Below are 17,991 nucleotides of genomic sequence, written 5' to 3'. Positions count from 1 at the left end.
TGAATTTATTTTTTGAATAGAGCATTATCAATTATCTTACTGCCAGGAAGATCCGTTAAGTATTTAGCTAGATGGGCGATTGGGGTACTGTCTAGCAATGAAGGCTCTGCTTCATTTTCTTTTAAAATATTGATTTCTTTATTCAATTGCTCCATTTTTCGATCTAACTCAGCTGCTTGTAGAGCGGCTTCCTTTAATTCAAGTCGAATATGCTCGGGTACTTCTTTGTTATACTTATAATAAATTTTGTGTTCTAAGCTTGCCCAGAAATCCATTGCAATTGTACGAATTTGGATCTCTGTATAGACCTTTTCCATATGGTCTGACATAAAGATAGGGATTTTAATGATGAGATGTAGGCTTTGGTAGCCATTTTCTTTTGGATTGGCTATATAATCTTTCACCTCAACAACTTCTATATCATGCTGTGCTTGTAACATGGCGCTTACCTTGTAAATATCCTCCACGAAGGAACAGGTGATGCGAGCACCTGCTATATCACGAATATTTTCACGAACAGCCTCCATTGATGGAGGTAGCTCTTTTTTCATCATCTTTGTTAAAATACTTTTCGGTGATTTGACACGTGTAGAAATATGCTCAATTGGATTATATTCATGTATCAACTTAAATTCTTCTTGTAAGATATTAATTTTCGTTTCCACTTCTTGGAGAGCAAATTTGTAGGCTAAAAAGAAGCGTGTTAATTCAGTTTGGAATGATTTTAAAGTGTTTACTTCTAGTTCAGTTTTCATCGTTTGTAAATCCTTTCTTTCTTTGTTCGATTTTTATTTTTTGTAGGGCAGTGATTGCAATGAGATAGCCGATAATTGGTGAAATTCCATAGCCCATAATAGGCATTGGAAAATTACCAAGGAAAGTAACAAGGATTGTCATTAGAAAATATAGACCTAAAGCCATTGCCAATGTATCTTTTTTCCATGGGATAAAGAATGGATATACTAACATTAGGAGTGCTATCACACCTGCAAAAAGGAAAATACTTCCCATATCAGCCACTAAAAAAATAATTTGCTCTACATACGGGACTGGAGCTAAATGATCAAGAAACATCCATGATGCTAGGACAAATATGGCTAATATAATTAGGGTAATATACTTCCCTTTCGAATTTTCTATAGCTCGCCATAAAATAATGGTGGATGCACAAGCAAACGCAGTGAGTTGCCCTGCATCTGGTTGCATGATTAATATACCTTCTATGAGGATTATGAATCCTATAGAAAATAATAAATTTTTACTTTTTGAAAGCTTCCATAAATAAATAATTAACATAGGTAAAATAATACTAGCCATATAAAAATGAAATGGACCAACAGTTATCCATCGATGGACACCCTCTATACCATTAAACCAAAAGGGCATAATGAGTAATATAATTAATACAAATGTGATAGAAAGAGGGCTTTTATCTAAAAGTTTAAGGCTAGTTTTAGTTAAAACAACATAGCAAAAACGAACGCCTACAATCCAGATGAATAGGTTTTGTATCCAAATAGAGAAGCCTACGCCGTAAGAGATCATGGTGATTATCCCTATGAGAAGGGCGGGAAGCATAAAAAAATAAGGTAGGAAATTTTGAGTATGAAGTTTAGCCATGTGAACCCCCTATAGTTCATGCTATACAATATATAACTCACATGACAATGAAAAGGTTTCAGAAATACGAGAAAGGAATAATGCAGAAGAGGTGTGGGGTTAAAACAAAGGGAAGCTAGTTACCCCTTGTTTTAACTAATAATTTCAGCATTTAAGTTATAACGCTTATTAAACTCATCAACGAAAACTTGTAAATCAATATAGGTTCCGATATAAGGTTCTGTTTCTTGATCGCGTAAAAAGCCACATGTTGCCTTTAATGATTTTGAAAATTCCAGTAACATTTGTTCGTTGTCAAGTTGCACTTGAATCGCAAGAGAATCATCTTTTTTATTCACTTTAAAATATTTACCATCTATGATTCTCTCTAAATTTGTTTCTTGAAATGGAAAAACATAATCTTTATAAATAAGCTTCACAAGATCCCGCCTTTTTTACAATATTCTACTACATCTGTATAAGGTAAATCGCCACCAAAAATAGAGAGCGCACTCCCAATGGTTACATGAAGCTTTCCATTGGCTAATTGGTTAAATCTTTCTAAGTCTTCAATTGATCGGACGCCGCCTGCATAGGTAGTAGGGATAGATGTCCAAGCAGCTAAATCCCGTACCAAACTTTCCTGCATGCCACCCTTCTTTCCTTCAACATCGACAGCATGAATTAACAGTTCATCACAAAAACCTTCAATATAAGCAATGGATGTTGCATTGACTTCGAAATGACTAAATGTAGTCCATTTATCTGTCATGACAAACCACTTCCCGTCACGCATCTTACAACTGAGATCGATGACAAGGTGTTCTTTACCAATTAATTGATTTAAATGCTTTAAACGTGCTAAATCTAGCTGACCATCATGAAAAATATAGGATGTGACAATGACATGTGAAGCGCCTGCATCAATATACTTTTGAGCATTGTCAGCTGTGATGCCACCACCAATTTGTAAGCCTTGAGGATAAGCTGTTAAAGCGGATAAGGCAGCATCTTCATTACCTGAACCGAGCATGATAACGTGTCCACCTGTTAAACGATCTTGGGCAAACATTTGTGCATAGTAGCTAGCGTCATGATGAGAAATAAAATTTTCTACAACTGCTTGATTCGTATACCCCAAAGTGCTTCCTACAATTTGTTTTACTTTGCCATCGTGTAAATCGATGCAAGGTCTAAATTCCAATAATTTCACAATCCTTCCGTGCAACTAATTCTTATTTATCATAGCATGGAACGGAGAATAAAGGCAGAGAATTGTCATTTGTCAAAATAATGTAAAATATTGAAGCGATTATATTTTTGGCTGCTATATTTTCATGAGGCTATGGTAAAATAAAAAGATTGAAAACTATAAGAAAGGACGGACCGAACATGACAGATCACCTAGATTTATTTGAACTTAATAAATTTTTTATACTCGGACGTCCGATCGTCTCTATCTTTCATAATGCACAAAATATGTATTCGATTGTACGAGTGAAAATTCAAGAGACGAATTTGCAATATGAAGATAAAGAAATTATCGTTGTAGGTTATTTTCCACCATTACAAATGGATGAACAATATCGTTTTACTGGGATCTTAAAACAGCATCCTAAATACGGTGCTCAATTTCAAATTGAGACATTTACGAAAGAGGTTCCTGCAACTGAGCAAGGGATTATTCATTATTTATCTAGTGACTTATTCGTAGGGATTGGGAAAAAAACGGCTGAAACGATTGTTGAAAAACTAGGTGCTAATGCACTCCGTGTTATTTTAGAAGATCCTAGTGCACTCGATTCTGTTCCACGTCTATCCGCTGAAAAAAAAGAAGTCATTCATCGCACTATTGAGCAAAACTTAGGCTTAGAACGGGTCATGATTCAACTGAATGAGTGGGGATTTGGTCCCCAGCTTGGCATGAAAATCTATCAAACCTATCGAACAGAAGCCATTGAATTACTGACAGAAAATCCATACCGCTTGATTGAAGATGTTGAAGGGGTTGGTTTCTTTCGAGCTGACGAGCTAGGTGCAAAATTAGGTATAACCGGCAAACATCCTGATCGTGTCAAAGCAGCGATTTTCCATATTTTAAATACAGCTGCTTTATCGGATGGACATGTCTATCTAGATGCCGAACATGTTTTACCCCTCGTCAAGGAAATGCTTGAACAAAGCCAACGACAGGAGATACCATTCGAGGACATTTCTCAAGCCTGTATCGAACTGCGTGAAGAAGGCAAAATTTGTGGTGAAGAGACGAGGTTATATTTACCATCACTTTATTTTTCAGAGGTTGGAATTGCATCGAAAATCGTATCGCTAATTGAGCGAAATAACAAGGCTGAACATTTTAGTAAAGATGAAATTCGAAAAGCCATTGGGGAAACAGAGGAGCTACTCCATGTTACCTATGCAGAAACACAAGCAAATGCCATTGAACAGGCTTTAAATTCAGCTGTGATGATTTTAACGGGTGGCCCTGGTACGGGGAAAACGACTGTTGTACGTGGAGTCGTGGAAGTTTATGCAAAGCTTCATGGTTTATCCTTAAATCCAAAAGAGTATGCTCAAAAAGAAGAGCCTTTTCCGATCATCCTTTGTGCGCCAACTGGGCGTGCTGCTAAACGATTAGCCGAATCAACAGAGCTTCCTGCGATGACCATTCATCGACTGCTTGGCTTTACAGGGCAAGAAAAAGAGGAAGAAACAGAGCGGGAAGTGACAGGGAAGCTGATTATCGTGGATGAAATGTCCATGGTGGATACATGGCTCGCCCATCAATTATTAAAAGCTTTACATGAGGATGTACAGGTTGTCTTTGTAGGAGATCAGGATCAGCTCCCACCAGTGGGTCCAGGACAGGTATTAAAGGATTTATTAGCATCCAAACAGCTGCCAACTGTTGAGCTAACAGATGTTTACCGACAAGCAGAAGGCTCTACGATTATTGAACTAGCCCATCAAATAAAAAAAGGAACGATTCCAAAAGAGTTAACAGTTAAAACGTCTGATCGTTCGTTTATTAAAGCTTCAGCCGATCAAGTTGCCAATGTGGTCACACAGGTTGTCAAAAGTGCTGTCACAAAAGGTCAGGAAATCCGCAATATTCAAGTGCTAGCGCCCATGTATAAAGGACCGGCTGGCATAGATAATTTAAATAAAATGATTCAAGAGCTTATTAATCCAAATGATACAGGAACACGAAAAGAGCTAGTCTTTGGAGATGTCACCTATCGGATAAAAGATAAAGTCCTTCAGTTAGTCAATCAACCTGAAAGCAATGTCTTTAATGGAGATATGGGAGAGGTCATTAGTATTATTAAGGCAAAAGAGATGGTAGAAAAACAAGATTTACTGATCGTATCCTTTGATGGCATTGAAGTGACCTATCAACGAAGTGATCTCAATCAATTGACACTAGCTTATTGTTGTTCTATCCATAAATCGCAAGGCTCTGAGTTTCAAACGGTTATTATGCCTGTTGTTAGAGGGTATTCCAAAATGCTGCGGCGGAATCTTTTATACACAGGGATTACACGAGCTAAAAACTTTTTGATTTTATGTGGTGAACCTGATGTGCTTGCAGATGGCTTACAACGTACAGATGACCTACAGCGTTTCACCTCGTTACGTGCAAGACTTAATCCAATGGAAATCGATGAAGAACTTGTGAAAGTAGAGGCAGTGCCAATAGAAGATGAAGGAATGAACGAGCCTGTTTCCATTGAACAAAAGCTAACAGTAGAAACAGCCCCTTATATTCATCCAATGATTGGTATGAATGATGTCTCTCCATATGATTTTTTGGATGATTAAAATAAATACCATCAGCTATATGTACCCGATTAGACTGTCTAATCGGGTTTTTCTAATTGATCGTATCGTCACCTAATATTTGGACATTTCATATACTAGATGAGTACAAAAACATAGGAAATGTATAGGGGTGACAGCATGCCAATAATGACAGGGCAGCAGTATATTGAACGAATTGATGCTTTAAAAACGTATATTTCGATAGATGGGGAAGTCGTGACAGGAAAGGTGTCAGAACATCCTGCCTTTAAAGGAATTATGCAAAGTCAAGCGAAACTTTTTGATTTACAACATCAAGCGGCATTTCTTGAAAAAATGACCTATGAATCGCCAACTAGCAAACAGAGAGTTGGCATGTCCTTTCTTCAAGTATTGACGCCAGAAGATCTTGTGAAAAGGCGCCATGCGGCAAGGGAGTGGGCATTATCTTCTCATGGTTTTATGGGGAGAAGCCCTGATTATATGAATACAACATTAATGGCCTTGGCATCGGCGTCAGACTTTTTAAAAGATAAGCCAAATTGTTTTCCAGAGCATTTGCTGAAGTTTTATGAGTATGCTCGTGAAAATGATATTACGATGACACATACCTTTATCGAACCACAGGTAAATCGCAAGCGCTATTACTATGAGGATGAAGAAGTGACCATTGCTGCTAAAATTATTGGAAAGACAAGTGAAGGCTTAGTCATCAAAGGAGCAAGATTACTCGCAACACAAGGTGGCATAACGGATGAGCTCCTTGTTTTATCAACAAATGGCTATGATGAGGGAAAAGGTTTTGGCTTTTCTATACCGAGTAACACCAAAGGACTAAAGTTTTTATGTCGGCAATCATTTGTAGGAGGAGATTCTACCTTTGATTATCCGTTAAGTGCGCGTTTTGAAGAAATGGATGCAATCGTTGTGTTTGATGATGTAGTTGTCCCATGGGAACGCGTTTTTTACTACGAAAATGTGGAAGTAGCCAATCAATTTATGAATGTCAGCGGCTTCCAAGCTTACAGTTTACATCAAGTGCTTTCTCGTCAAATTGCGAAGACCGAATTTGTACTAGGCGTTGTGCAGTCGATTGTGGACACCATTAATATCGGTGACTACCAACATGTACAACAAAAAGTGGTGGATGTGATTGTGACATTAGAAACGATGAAGGCAATGCTAGTAAAATCAGAAATAGATGCACACAGAGATATGTTTGGCTTTCTTCGACCAGATCTCTCAACATTGCAAGTAGCCATTCAAATTTTCCCGAAAGTTTATCCAACTTTTACGGAAATTATCCAGCAACTTGGGGCAAGTGGATTGATGTCCATACCGACTGAAAAAGCTTTTGCAGCAGATGAGGGTGACCTAGAACATTATTTACAATCATTCCAAGATAAAGGCGAGGAGCGAGTAAAGAAATTCCGTTTAGCATGGGATTTAACGATGAGTAGTTTTGGCACAAGGCAAACATTGTACGAACGCTTTTTCTTTGGTGATCCTGTGCGTTTATCTAGCCTGCTCTATCAATCTTATCAACGGGAGCATTTAGTGCAAAGAGTGGAAGACTTTTTGAAAAATGATTGATTGACAGTCATGAGGCAATCCGCTATGATGTGGAGGAACAAAAAATTAATATCCCTTCGTTAGGTGAGGCTCCTATGCTGGAGATACGCTACTACCCAAAAATGTCGAGAGACGCCAATGGGTCAACAGAAATCATCGAAATAAGGTGTTTTTTAACGTAGCTGGACATATTCCTATGCCGCATAGTGCTAAAACTCAACGTTTGAAGGTAACAAGCATGCAATGTTTTTAATTGCTATTTTTTGATATGTGTATTCAACACGCCTTCATTCGTAGAAGGCGTGTTTTTGTTATGAAAGGAAGGTGATGAGAAATGGATAGTAGTCCTGAACCGAATAAGTTTCATTTAGGCAAACGGAAACAATTAAAAAGTCATCGATTTCTGATCACCGATGCAGACAAAAGGTGATAAAGGATGACCTTTTGTTTCCCTCAATAACAAAACACGAGGTGAAATGCAATGATTAAAATCCACTATTATAATAACAGCAGCAAGACAGTCCAACATGATTTCAATATGATTGATTTACAACTTCCTATCCCTAACGAAGACTTATTATGGGTAGATTTATATGCGTATAGTTATAATGAATTGAATAATATTGCAGATATATTTGGCTTTCATCCACTAGCAGTGGAAGATTGCTTACATGAGGGCTCACGTCCGAAAATGGATAGTTATGGTGATTATAAATTTTTTGTGCTCCATGCACCAATCTATAATGAGAAAAGTAATAATGAAATTACAACAGTGGAGTTAAATATTTTTATGGGACCAAACTATATTGTAACTGTGCATAAACAAAAGTTGCAATGGCTAGGCAACATGGAGAATGTTTGTATCAATAGTCCAAAATATTTGGAAAAGGGTACTGATTTTTTATTGCATACCATTATTGACGGGATTACAGACGAATACTTCCCGGTATTAGAACGAATTCGAGCACGTATAGATGAACTGGAAGAAGAAATTTATGATTATCAACCAAAAGTGGTGACAGAGGAATTTCTTGCACTGAAGCGGACAATTATTTTAATTCGTCAGGCCATTATGCCACAAAGAAGAATTTTTTCAACAATCAATGGCCAGTGGAAATTTGATATTCAAGAAGAAAATATTCCATTCTATAAAGATTTGAATGACCATCTAGAACGAATTGTCGACTCCACAGAGACTTATCGTGATTTAGTTAACAGTACGCTTGATACGTATTTTTCAATAATCAGTGGTAAATCTATTGAAAAGCTGAATTTATTAACGGTCATTTCGACAATTATGTTGCCGCTATCTGTAATTACTAGCTTTTTTGGTATGAATGTACCTTTACCTTATCAAGATTCACCCTATACAACTATTGCGATCAGTGCCTTTTTAGTCATTTTTACGTGGGGTATGTGGGTATATTTCAAAAAAATGATTGCTTAGTTCGTGTTAGTCACACTAGTACTAATTGACAGCGCAATAGATTTTTTTTATAATTTTTGATAGAAAAAGTAAAAACGATGATGGAAAAAGTACGTATTTGTCTGTGTACAAGAAAGGGATTTCTAGGCTGAAAAAATCCTCACAGCAGCAAATGCCGAAAGCTACTCCAGAGTGCAGCTAATCCCTGCCGTTCACTGACGTTACAAGTGCTAAAGAGGTAAGTAAGAATTTTTACTTACAACTAGGGTGGTACCGCGAGACTAATGACAAGTCCTCGTCCCTTTTTTGGGGATGAGGGCTTTTTTTATTTTCTTCGGTAAATCGCAGGATTCGTATCGTGATTTTACAATATTAAATAGGAGGAATTTATCCAATGAAAGCAGTAGATATTCGCCGTATGTATTTGGAATTTTTTAAAGAAAAGGGGCACCATCATGAGCCATCAGCACCACTTGTGCCGATAAATGACCCATCACTCCTTTGGATCAACTCAGGTGTTGCAACATTGAAACCATATTTCGATGGGCGTATCATTCCTGATAATCCACGTATTACAAATGCACAAAAATCAATCCGTACCAACGATATTGAGAATGTTGGGAAAACAGCTCGTCACCATACGTTCTTTGAAATGTTAGGAAACTTCTCTATTGGTGACTACTTCAAAAAAGAAGCGATTCATTACGCTTGGGAGTTTTTAACGGATAAAAAATGGATGGGCTTTGATCCAGCGTTATTATCTATTACGATTCACCCAGAAGATCAGGAAGCATATGATGTTTGGCATCAGGAAATTGGTATTCCAGAAGAACGTTTAATTCGTTTGGAAGGAAATTTCTGGGATATTGGAGAAGGTCCATCTGGTCCTAACTCAGAGATTTTTTATGATCGTGGTGTAGAATACGGCTCAGATGATAATGATCCTGAAATGTATCCAGGTGGGGAAAACGAGCGTTATCTTGAAATTTGGAACCTTGTGTTCTCTCAATTCAACCATAATCCTGATGGCACTTACACGCCACTACCAAAGCAAAATATTGATACAGGTATGGGCTTAGAGCGTATTGTATCAGTCGTTCAAAATGTACCAACGAACTTTGATACAGATTTATTTATGCCAATCATTGAAAAAATCGAGGAATTTGCCAACCGTAAATATAAGCGTCCTGGTGAAGTAGATTTAAATGAAATCTTTGGCTCAGAAGAAGATATTAATACACCATTTAAAGTGATTGCAGACCATATCCGTACAGTAGCATTTGCTATAGGCGATGGTGCCCTGCCATCAAACGAAGGCCGTGGCTATGTATTACGTCGCTTACTACGTCGTGCTGTTCGTTATGCTAAGCAAATTGGTATTGAAAAACCATTTATGTTTGAACTTGTACCAACTGTGGGTAAAATTATGGAAGACTTCTATCCAGAAGTTACGGAGAAATGCGAATTTATTCAACGTGTCATTAAAAATGAAGAAATTCGTTTCCATGAAACATTAGACGGTGGTTTGGCTATCTTTAATGAAGTAGTGGAATCTCAAAAAGCAGCTGGTCATGATTATATTCCAGGAGCAGATGCTTTCCGTTTATATGATACTTATGGATTCCCAATCGAGTTAACGGAAGAATATGCAGAAGAAGTCGGCATGAAAGTAGATCATGAAGGTTTTGAAGCAGCGATGGAAGAACAACGTGAACGTGCGCGTGCTGCTCGTCAAGATGTTGACTCGATGCAAGTACAGAATGAAGTATTAGCAAACTTAACGGTTGCAAGTGAATTTGTTGGCTATGATACGTTAACAGCTAGTACTGAAATCGCTGCAATGATCGTCAATGGTCAAGTAGCAAAAGTCGCTTCAGAAGGTCAAGAAGCATTGGTTATTTTAGCGAAGACACCATTCTACACTGAAATGGGTGGCCAAATTGCCGATAGTGGTACAATTTCAAATGATAGTTTTACGGCTATTGTAAAAGATGTTCAAAAAGCACCGAATGGTCAACCGCTTCATACAGTAGTAGTTGAATCTGGTGAAATGCATGTGGAAGATGCAGTGCAAGCAGTGGTCAATCGTGATGATCGTAATTTAATCATTAAAAACCATACAGCGACACATATTATGCAACGTGCATTAAAAGATGTGCTAGGCGATCATGTGAACCAAGCTGGATCATATGTAGGCCCTGACCGTTTACGCTTTGACTTCTCTCACTTTGGTCAAGTTACAAAAGAAGAATTACAACAAATTGAACGTATTGTAAATGAAAAAGTGTGGGATGATATAGAGGTCGTTATTGAAGAAAAAGGCATTGATGAAGCAAAAGCAATGGGTGCCATGGCCTTGTTCGGTGAAAAATATGGAGATGTTGTACGTGTAGTATCAATTGGAGATTATTCTATTGAGCTATGTGGTGGTATCCATGTTAAACGCTCTTCTGAAATTGGCTTCTTCAAAATTGTTTCAGAAGGTGGTATCGGTGCAGGTACTCGTCGTATTGAAGCTGTTACAGGTAAAGTTGCTTATGAAGCAGTAAAAGAAGAAGAAGCATTATTAAATGATGCAGCAGCATTATTAAAAGCAAATGCTAAAGATATTGTCACAAAAGTACAGGCATTACAAGCCGACTATAAAGAATTGCAACGTGAAAACGAAGCTTTATCTCAAAAAATCGCCAATGCACAAGCAGGAGCAATTGTAGATGCCGCTCAAATAATTGGAGATGTGACAGTTCTTTCTACAAAAGTGGAAGCGAAGGATAACAATCAACTTCGTCAAATGATGGATGACTTGAAAGTGAAAATGCCAAAAGCAGTCATTGTTCTTGGAGCAGTTGATGGCGAAAAAGTCATGTTATGTGCTGGTGTTTCAAAAGAATTAGTTGGTGGCAATTACCATGCGGGGAATATTGTGAAAATGGTTGCAGAAGCATGCGGTGGTAAAGGTGGCGGTCGTCCAGATATGGCGATGGCAGGTGCAAAAGATGCATCAAAACTTGATGAAGCACTACTTTCTGTGTATGATTATATTAAATCCATTTAATTAATTCACCAAAACATGTTATAATAAAGAGAAATTGGAGATGAGCGTGTTTGCACATCTCCTTATTTCTGAAAGCGAGGTGCTGGTCATGAGTTCATTTGATCAAACGATGAAATTTAATTTTCCAGAAGAATCAATGGAACAGGAAGTCAAGCAGGTAATGTTGAAAGTACATTCTTCATTAGAGGAAAAGGGATATAATCCTATCAATCAGATTGTTGGTTACTTACTTTCTGGTGATCCGGCGTATATTCCTCGCCATCAGGATGCTCGTAATTTAATTCGCAAGCTTGAGCGTGACGAAATTCTAGAGGAGCTTGTTAAATTTTATATCAAAAAGAATAACGAGGACTAGAAATGAGAATTATGGGATTAGACGTTGGGTCGAAAACTGTTGGTGTGGCAGTAAGTGATGCACTGGGGTGGACTGCTCAAGGTATTGAAACCGTAAAAATTGATGAGGCTAACGGAGAGTTCGGCATTGACCGCATCGCCGAGCTAGTAAAGGAATATACTATAACAGAATTTGTTGTAGGATACCCAAAAAACATGAATAATACGGTAGGACCGCGTGGTGAAGCATCCGAGAACTATAAAAAGTTGTTGGAAGAAACATTTTCACTACCGGTTAAGTTATGGGATGAACGTTTAACGACGATGGCTGCAGAACGCATGCTGATTGAAGCGGACGTGAGTCGCAAAAAGCGCAAGCAGGTCATTGATAAAATGGCAGCTGTGATGATTTTACAAGGCTACTTAGATAGCAAAAATTAATTGATGAGGTGACTTAGGCATGACACACGAGCATAACCATGAAGAAGAACTACATGTTCAACACATTACAGTGATTGACGAAAACGGAAACGAGCAGCTTTGTGAAGTGATTCACGTTCATGAATCTCCAGAGTTTGGCAAATCATATGTGTTTTACTCAATGGTAGGTGCAGAGGAAGATGAAGATGGTTCAGTTGAAATCTTTGTATCTTCATTCGTACCATCTGAAAATGGTGAAGATGGTGAATTAACACCAATCGAAACTGAAGCAGAGTGGGATATGGTTGAGGACGTTTTAAATGCATTAGAGGATGAAAACGAAGAATAATCTTCTAACTTCAAAGCTAGGAACAAGGATCGCAGCTTGCAGTCCTTGTTCCTTTTTTATTGACACTCTTCTTTGTACAAGGATTGTTAAATTAAGGAGTGAATGCTCGAAGATATGTGAATTTTGATCCACAAATGATGAGGATTGCTCTTAAAATGAGGCGACCCGCTCAGAAGTAGAGAAGAAGTGCTCCTAAAATGTGAGAATCCGTTCAAAAGTAGGTAAGAAGTGCTCCTAAGGAGGGTGGACCCGCTCAGAAGTAGGGAAGAAGTGCTCCAAAAATAGGAGAACCCGCTCAGAAGTAGGGAAGAAGTGCTCCTAAAATGAGTGGACCCACTCAGAAGTAGAGAAGAAGTGCTCCTAAGGAGGGTGGACCCGCTCAAAAGTAGGTAAGAAGCGCTCCTAAGGTGGGGCGACCCGCTCAAAAGTAGGGAAGAAGCGCTCCTAAGGAGGGTGGACCCGCTCAAAAGTAGGTAAGAAGCGCTCCTAAGATGAGGCGACCCGCTCAAAAATAGAGAAGAAGCGTTCCTAAGATGGGGTGATCCGCTCAAAAATAGAGAAGAAGCGCTCCTAAAATGTGAGAACCCGCTCAGAAGTAGAGAAGAAGCGCTCTTAAGGAGGGTGGACCCGCTCAAAAGAAGAGAAGAAGCGCTCCTAAGATGGGGCGACCCGCTCAAAAGTAAAGAAGAAGCGCTCCTAAGATGGGGCGACCCGCTCAAAAGTAAGTAAGAAGCGCTCCTAAGGTGGGGCGACCCGCTCAGAAGTAGGGAAGAAGTGCTCCTAAGATGGGGCGACCCGCTCAAAAATAGGGAAGAAGTGCTCCTAAAATGAGGGGACCCGCTCAAAAGTAGAGAAGAAGCGCTCCTAAGGAGGGTGGACCCGCTCAAAAGTAGAGAAGAAGCGCTCCTAAGATGGGGCGACCCGCTCAGAAGTAGGTAAGAAGTGCTCCTAAGATGGGGCGACCCGCTCAAAAGTAGGGAAGAAGCGCTCCTAAGGAGGGTGGACCCGCTCAGAAGTAGAGAAGAAGCGCTCCTAAGGAGGGTGGACCCGCTCAAAAGTAAGGAAGAAGCGCTCCTAAGATGGGGCGACCCGCTCAAAAGTAGGTAAGAAGCGCTCCTAAGGAGGGTGGACCCGCTCAAAAGTAGAGAAGCTCCGCTCGAAAATAGAAGAACCTAATCAAAAAGTGCCTTAACCCCACTAAATAAAAAACTTTTTAATAATTGACATCAAATTGTCAAAAAGGAGGAAACCGTATGAATGAAGAAACGCAAGAATTTATGATTATCGGAAAAGATGGAAAGGAACAGCAGTGTCGTGTGGTCTTTACATTTGATGCAGAGGACAAGTCTTATGTGTTATTTTCTCTTGTAGATGAAAAAGGTCAAGAAATCCCAGGGGACCTTTCAGCGATGACTTTTGATTACGATGATAATACAGGTGAGATGACCAATTTACAGCCTGTTGAAACAGATACAGAATGGGAAATGATTAATGAAGTGGTGTTAACACTACTTGATGAATTTGAGGAAGAGCCACAGCTAATTACGGTGACGGACGAAGAAGGGAAAGATCAAGTTTGTGAAGTCATTCATACGTTTTCATCTGAGCAATTCGGTAAATCGTATGTTTTGTATGTACCAGCGACGGATGAACCTATGGGGGAACGAGATATTTTTGCGGCTCAATATCTGTCTGGAAATGACGGTTCTATAGAAGAATTATTACCAATTGAAACTGATGAAGAATGGGCATTTGTTGAAGATGTATTAAACGAATTGTAAAAACTCTGAGTGGCTAACAACCACTCAGAGTTTTTTGTTTATTAATAGAAATTTTCTATCAATGGTCTAAAAATATTCTATCTGTAAATGGAATTTTTGTATTTTTAAATGAATTTAAGGGATTTTCGAGAAAAAACATGTATTTCTCCTCTTCGTTTTCTGAATTTTTTAATAAATAGAATAAAAGAGGCATTGACCAATTCTGAGTAAATAGATAAGATTTGTTTTAAATTAAACCAAGTAAATTTATTTACTAAGGAGGAAATGTGATGAGATTAGGTTTGAAATTGCTTATCGGTGCATTGGTAATAGGCTTGTTGGCTGGTTGCACAAACAAAGGAGAGGCTAGTAAAGAGGACATTGTAACATTAAAAGTAGGAGCTGCCAGTGTTCCTCATGCGGAAGTATTGGAGTATTTAGCAAAAGATCTTGAAACGGATGGAGTGAAACTAGACATTACCATAATAAAAGATGCTGTTCAAACGAACCAACAAACGGCAGATGGCGAGCTGGATTTTAACTATTTTCAACATGTTCCGTTTTTAGAACAGACGAATAAAGAAAGTCATTTAGATTTAGTCAGTGTAAAAGGAATTCATATTGAACCATTTGGTGTGTATTCGAAGAAAATAAAAAAAATTAATGATTTGCCACAAAATGCAAAGGTTGCTGTACCTAATGATGTTGTCAATTTTTCACGAGCGTTATTACTTTTTCAAAATAATGGCTTGATTGAATTAGATAAAACCAAGAAAAGTGATTATACAGTCGAAGATATTACGAAAAATGAGAAGAGTATTCAATTTATAGGTGTTGATTCTCCATTACTTGTTCGTTCATTAGATGATGTCGAAGCATCTGCTATTAATACAAATTATGCCTTAGAAGGGGGCTATAATCCTGTGAAGGATGCCCTCATTATAGAAGATTCTGAATCACCCTATGTCAATATAATAGCATCGACAAATGAAAAAAAGGATGATCCAGCTATACAGACAGTTGTTAAGTGGTTAACAAGTGAAAAGGCGCGTTCTTTCTTTGAAGATCAGTATAAGGGTGCTGTTGTCCCAGCATTTTAAAGCTTTGCAATCAACATAAATGCTAAGGAGGTAGACGTGCATGATTGAGTTTATTGAAACGACAAAAGAATTCCAGGTCGGTACTTCGACTGTAACGGCCCTAAATCATATCAATTTAACGATTCAGAAGGGGGATATTTTTGGTGTTATCGGCTTTAGTGGTGCTGGTAAGAGTACACTGATTCGCACAGTAAATTTACTGGAGGAGCCAACTTCTGGACGAGTACTTGTGAATGGCAAAGAATTAACTACGCTCACTAAAAAGCAGCTTCGAGAGGAGAAGAAAAAAATCGGTATGATTTTTCAACACTTTAATCTTCTTCATTCTAAAACTGTATTTGAAAATGTGGCAATGCCTTTAATCATAAGTGGCGTAAAAAAATCGAATTTGGAAGGTCAAGTAAAAGAGGCTTTAGCATTTGTTGGCTTAGCGGATAAAACTGATCGTTATATTGACGAGCTATCAGGCGGGCAGAAACAAAGAGTCGGCATTGCTAGAGCACTAGTGACAAAACCAACTATCCTTTTATGTGATGAAGCAACTTCGGCTCTCGACCCACAAACGACCAAATCGATTTTAGCTTTACTAAAGAAGGTCAATATAGAGTATGGTATTACGATTTTGATGATTACGCATGAAATGGAAGTTATCCGGGATATTTGTAATCGTGTAGCTGTCATGGAAAATGGAAGAATCATTGAAACAGGTAATGTACTTGAAATTTTTTCTACACCAAGAGAAGAGACAACTAAAAATTTTGTCCAATCAGTTGTTCGGGACGAAATCCCATCTTCTGTTTATGAACAGTTAAAAAGTATAGATGCCTCTAAAAAAATTTACAATTTAAAATTCATAGGAGTAGACGTCGGACAGCCGATTGTCTCACAGGTAGCTAAGAAGTTTGCTGTAGATGTCAATGTTTTATTTGGCAATATCACTGAGTTACAAGGAATCCCATTCGGCCATTTAATCGTGGAGCTCGTTGGTTCTGAAAAAGATATACAAAAAGCATTTCTATTTATTCAGGCTAAAAATATTCAAATAGAGGAGGTTGTTGCACGTGAAAGTGAGCACACAAATTATTATCAACGCGGTTCTAGATACGCTGTACATGGTTAGCCTTTCTTTATTTTTTGGTGCCATTTTAGGCTTTATTTTAGGGATCATCTTAGTTGTGACGAGAAAAGGACATATTCTTGAAAATAAATTAATCTTCTCGATTGTCAATCCGATCGTCAATACATTGCGTTCCATTCCATTCATTATTTTACTTGTTGCAATCATTCCATTCACAAGATTACTCGTTGGCACCGCTATTGGTACAACTGCTGCCATTGTGCCGTTAGTCTTGCATATTGGACCATATATTTCAAGATTAATAGAAAATTCATTATTAGAGGTGGATGAGGGCATTATTGAAGCAGCCAAAGCAATGGGAGCTTCTCCATTTCAAATTATTCGAAAGTTTTTGTTGCCTGAAGCCTTTCCATCCTTAATTTTAAGCGTCACGACTGCAACGATTGGACTTATTGGTGCGACGGCTATGGCAGGAGCTGTTGGAGGCGGTGGTTTAGGTGATGTTGCTATTACTTACGGATATCAACGTTTTGATAATACGACGATATTAGTTACAGTGGTCATTTTAGTTGCACTTGTACAGGTTATTCAAAGCATTGGTAATAGTCTTGAACGAAAAATACGTAGGGTGTCTTAAGGGAGAATGTGAACATGAAAAAGCTGAAATATGTAATAGGACTTTTTACATTATTATTTTTACTAGCAGCATGTGCAGAAGCAGATGAAAAAGATACTGTGAAGGTCGGTATCCGTAGCTCAGAATTGAAAACATGGGAGTATGTAAAGGAACAGGCTAGTAAGGAGGGCATTAACCTTGAATTAGTAACATTCTCTGCGCAATATGACCCGAATCAGGCATTGGCGGAGGGAGAAGTCGATATTAATGCTTTTCAACATGTTGCGTATTTAAATTTATTTAATACGAACAATAACTCGGATTTACAGGCAATTGGCACAACGATAATGGCACCAATTGGCTTATATTCAAACAAATATAAATCGCTAGATGATATAAAAGAAGGCGCAAAAATTGCCGTGCCAAATGATCCTTCCAACTGGGGTAGAGCTTTGCTGCTGCTTCAGGAGCATGGACTACTAACCGTAACGGACACTTTTGATGGTAACGGTGGAGAAGATCGAATTAAAGGTAATCCCAAAAACTTAACAATTTTGCCTGTTGATGGTGCAACAACGCCACGTGTGATGGAGGATGCTGATTTTGCCATTATTAATAATGGTGTTGCTGTAGAAGCTGGTCTTATATTGAAAGATGCCATCATTCATGAGAGTAAAACAGCTAAACCATTTATTAATGTTATCGTGGCAAAGGCAGAAGATAAAAATAATGACACATTGAAGAAAATAGTGGAAATTTACCAGCGCGATGAAACGGGGAAATTTATTAAAGAAGTATCAAATGGCAATTATATTCCAGTGGAGATGCCGCTAGATGAATTAGCAACATGGAAGGATTTCTATTCATATTAGGGAGGAG

General features: G+C 38.3%; 16 protein-coding genes, 1 riboswitch and 1 other annotated feature. Of the genes, 12 read left to right on the top strand and 4 right to left on the bottom strand.

The genetic code is table 11. The features are described 5' to 3' along the window. Positions 1 to 5 precede the first annotated feature (5 nt). The 4 genes from MHB40_RS17195 to hisA form a co-directional block, all read right to left on the bottom strand. The gene (locus tag MHB40_RS17195; RefSeq protein ID WP_342533042.1) at positions 6 to 755 is read right to left on the bottom strand and encodes a GTP pyrophosphokinase family protein; all 750 of its coding nucleotides are present in this window, start codon (positions 753 to 755) and stop codon (positions 6 to 8) included. Then, positions 745 to 1,545, bottom strand: coding sequence for a hypothetical protein (locus MHB40_RS17190; RefSeq protein WP_342533041.1), 801 nt, complete (start codon positions 1,543 to 1,545; stop codon positions 745 to 747). The genes MHB40_RS17195 and MHB40_RS17190 overlap by 11 nt, the downstream gene beginning before the upstream one ends. 206 nt (positions 1,546 to 1,751) lie before the next feature. Beyond that, the gene (locus tag MHB40_RS17185) at positions 1,752 to 2,039 is read right to left on the bottom strand and encodes a hypothetical protein (RefSeq protein ID WP_205444573.1); all 288 of its coding nucleotides are present in this window, start codon (positions 2,037 to 2,039) and stop codon (positions 1,752 to 1,754) included. After that, positions 2,036 to 2,803: a phosphoribosylformimino-5-aminoimidazole carboxamide ribotide isomerase gene (hisA, locus tag MHB40_RS17180; protein ID WP_342441064.1), complete on the bottom strand. Its 768-nt coding sequence runs from the start codon at positions 2,801 to 2,803 to the stop codon at positions 2,036 to 2,038. Before hisA ends, MHB40_RS17185 begins: the two co-directional genes overlap by 4 nt. A 188-nt stretch (positions 2,804 to 2,991) precedes the next feature. Here hisA and MHB40_RS17175 point away from each other — a divergent pair, with 188 nt between their 5' ends. The 12 genes from MHB40_RS17175 (at position 2,992) to MHB40_RS17120 (ending at position 17,984) form a co-directional block, all read left to right on the top strand. Further along, entirely contained in the window at positions 2,992 to 5,424 is a 2,433-nt protein-coding gene (locus tag MHB40_RS17175) for an ATP-dependent RecD-like DNA helicase (protein WP_342533039.1), read from the top strand. 138 nt (positions 5,425 to 5,562) lie between these two features. Then, positions 5,563 to 6,996: a 4-hydroxyphenylacetate 3-monooxygenase, oxygenase component gene (gene hpaB, locus MHB40_RS17170; protein ID WP_205444568.1), complete on the top strand. Its 1,434-nt coding sequence runs from the start codon at positions 5,563 to 5,565 to the stop codon at positions 6,994 to 6,996. A gap of 48 nt (positions 6,997 to 7,044) precedes the next feature. Continuing rightward, positions 7,045 to 7,210: riboswitch (M-box (ykoK) riboswitch) on the top strand. A gap of 246 nt (positions 7,211 to 7,456) precedes the next feature. After that, positions 7,457 to 8,422, top strand: coding sequence for a magnesium/cobalt transporter CorA (gene corA / locus MHB40_RS17165; RefSeq protein ID WP_342441062.1), 966 nt, complete (start codon positions 7,457 to 7,459; stop codon positions 8,420 to 8,422). Positions 8,423 to 8,490: 68 nt separating this feature from the next. Beyond that, positions 8,491 to 8,707: a binding site (T-box leader), on the top strand. Between the two features lie 88 nt (positions 8,708 to 8,795). Next, the gene (alaS, locus tag MHB40_RS17160) at positions 8,796 to 11,456 is read left to right on the top strand and encodes an alanine--tRNA ligase (protein ID WP_342533038.1); all 2,661 of its coding nucleotides are present in this window, start codon (positions 8,796 to 8,798) and stop codon (positions 11,454 to 11,456) included. Between the two features lie 88 nt (positions 11,457 to 11,544). After that, complete coding sequence (locus tag MHB40_RS17155; protein WP_004226839.1) at positions 11,545 to 11,811, top strand: IreB family regulatory phosphoprotein; 267 nt, start codon at positions 11,545 to 11,547, stop codon at positions 11,809 to 11,811. A gap of 2 nt (positions 11,812 to 11,813) precedes the next feature. Further along, a complete protein-coding gene (gene ruvX / locus MHB40_RS17150) occupies positions 11,814 to 12,230 on the top strand; it encodes a Holliday junction resolvase RuvX (RefSeq protein ID WP_016994166.1) in 417 nt (138 codons plus the stop codon). Positions 12,231 to 12,249: 19 nt separating this feature from the next. After that, entirely contained in the window at positions 12,250 to 12,558 is a 309-nt protein-coding gene (locus MHB40_RS17145) for a DUF1292 domain-containing protein (RefSeq protein ID WP_036124332.1), read from the top strand. A gap of 1,253 nt (positions 12,559 to 13,811) precedes the next feature. Further along, a complete protein-coding gene (locus tag MHB40_RS17140) occupies positions 13,812 to 14,339 on the top strand; it encodes a DUF1292 domain-containing protein (RefSeq protein WP_342441060.1) in 528 nt (175 codons plus the stop codon). Between the two features lie 269 nt (positions 14,340 to 14,608). Next, the gene (locus MHB40_RS17135) at positions 14,609 to 15,418 is read left to right on the top strand and encodes a MetQ/NlpA family ABC transporter substrate-binding protein (protein WP_342441059.1); all 810 of its coding nucleotides are present in this window, start codon (positions 14,609 to 14,611) and stop codon (positions 15,416 to 15,418) included. Between the two features lie 40 nt (positions 15,419 to 15,458). Beyond that, positions 15,459 to 16,538, top strand: a complete 1,080-nt coding sequence (locus MHB40_RS17130) for a methionine ABC transporter ATP-binding protein (protein ID WP_205444559.1) — start codon at positions 15,459 to 15,461, stop codon at positions 16,536 to 16,538. After that, a complete protein-coding gene (locus tag MHB40_RS17125) occupies positions 16,531 to 17,133 on the top strand; it encodes a methionine ABC transporter permease (protein WP_342534794.1) in 603 nt (200 codons plus the stop codon). Before MHB40_RS17130 ends, MHB40_RS17125 begins: the two co-directional genes overlap by 8 nt. Positions 17,134 to 17,147: 14 nt before the next feature. Beyond that, complete coding sequence (locus tag MHB40_RS17120; RefSeq protein ID WP_342533036.1) at positions 17,148 to 17,984, top strand: MetQ/NlpA family ABC transporter substrate-binding protein; 837 nt, start codon at positions 17,148 to 17,150, stop codon at positions 17,982 to 17,984. The last annotated feature ends 7 nt before the right edge of the window (positions 17,985 to 17,991 follow it).

This window comes from Lysinibacillus sp. FSL K6-0057 (assembly GCF_038630885.1).
Lineage (GTDB): Bacteria > Bacillota > Bacilli > Bacillales_A > Planococcaceae > Lysinibacillus > Lysinibacillus fusiformis_F.
This window is presented reverse-complemented; position numbering and strand designations above follow the sequence as displayed.

Bases quoted from the DNA above. Each gene is read 5' to 3' on its own strand.
- MHB40_RS17125 (WP_342534794.1), top strand. From the start codon at position 16,531: ATGGTTAGCCTTTCTTTATTTTTTGGTGCCATTTTAGGCTTTATTTTA.
- alaS (WP_342533038.1), top strand. From the start codon at position 8,796: ATGAAAGCAGTAGATATTCGCCGTATGTATTTGGAATTTTTTAAAGAA.
- MHB40_RS17135 (WP_342441059.1), top strand. From the start codon at position 14,609: ATGAGATTAGGTTTGAAATTGCTTATCGGTGCATTGGTAATAGGCTTG.
- ruvX (WP_016994166.1), top strand. From the start codon at position 11,814: ATGAGAATTATGGGATTAGACGTTGGGTCGAAAACTGTTGGTGTGGCA.
- MHB40_RS17195 (WP_342533042.1), bottom strand. From the start codon at position 755: ATGAAAACTGAACTAGAAGTAAACACTTTAAAATCATTCCAAACTGAA.
- MHB40_RS17190 (WP_342533041.1), bottom strand. From the start codon at position 1,545: ATGATCTCTTACGGCGTAGGCTTCTCTATTTGGATACAAAACCTATTC.
- MHB40_RS17175 (WP_342533039.1), top strand. From the start codon at position 2,992: ATGACAGATCACCTAGATTTATTTGAACTTAATAAATTTTTTATACTC.
- MHB40_RS17145 (WP_036124332.1), top strand. From the start codon at position 12,250: ATGACACACGAGCATAACCATGAAGAAGAACTACATGTTCAACACATT.
- MHB40_RS17140 (WP_342441060.1), top strand. From the start codon at position 13,812: ATGAATGAAGAAACGCAAGAATTTATGATTATCGGAAAAGATGGAAAG.
- MHB40_RS17120 (WP_342533036.1), top strand. From the start codon at position 17,148: ATGAAAAAGCTGAAATATGTAATAGGACTTTTTACATTATTATTTTTA.
- corA (WP_342441062.1), top strand. From the start codon at position 7,457: ATGATTAAAATCCACTATTATAATAACAGCAGCAAGACAGTCCAACAT.
- MHB40_RS17155 (WP_004226839.1), top strand. From the start codon at position 11,545: ATGAGTTCATTTGATCAAACGATGAAATTTAATTTTCCAGAAGAATCA.
- MHB40_RS17130 (WP_205444559.1), top strand. From the start codon at position 15,459: ATGATTGAGTTTATTGAAACGACAAAAGAATTCCAGGTCGGTACTTCG.
- hpaB (WP_205444568.1), top strand. From the start codon at position 5,563: ATGCCAATAATGACAGGGCAGCAGTATATTGAACGAATTGATGCTTTA.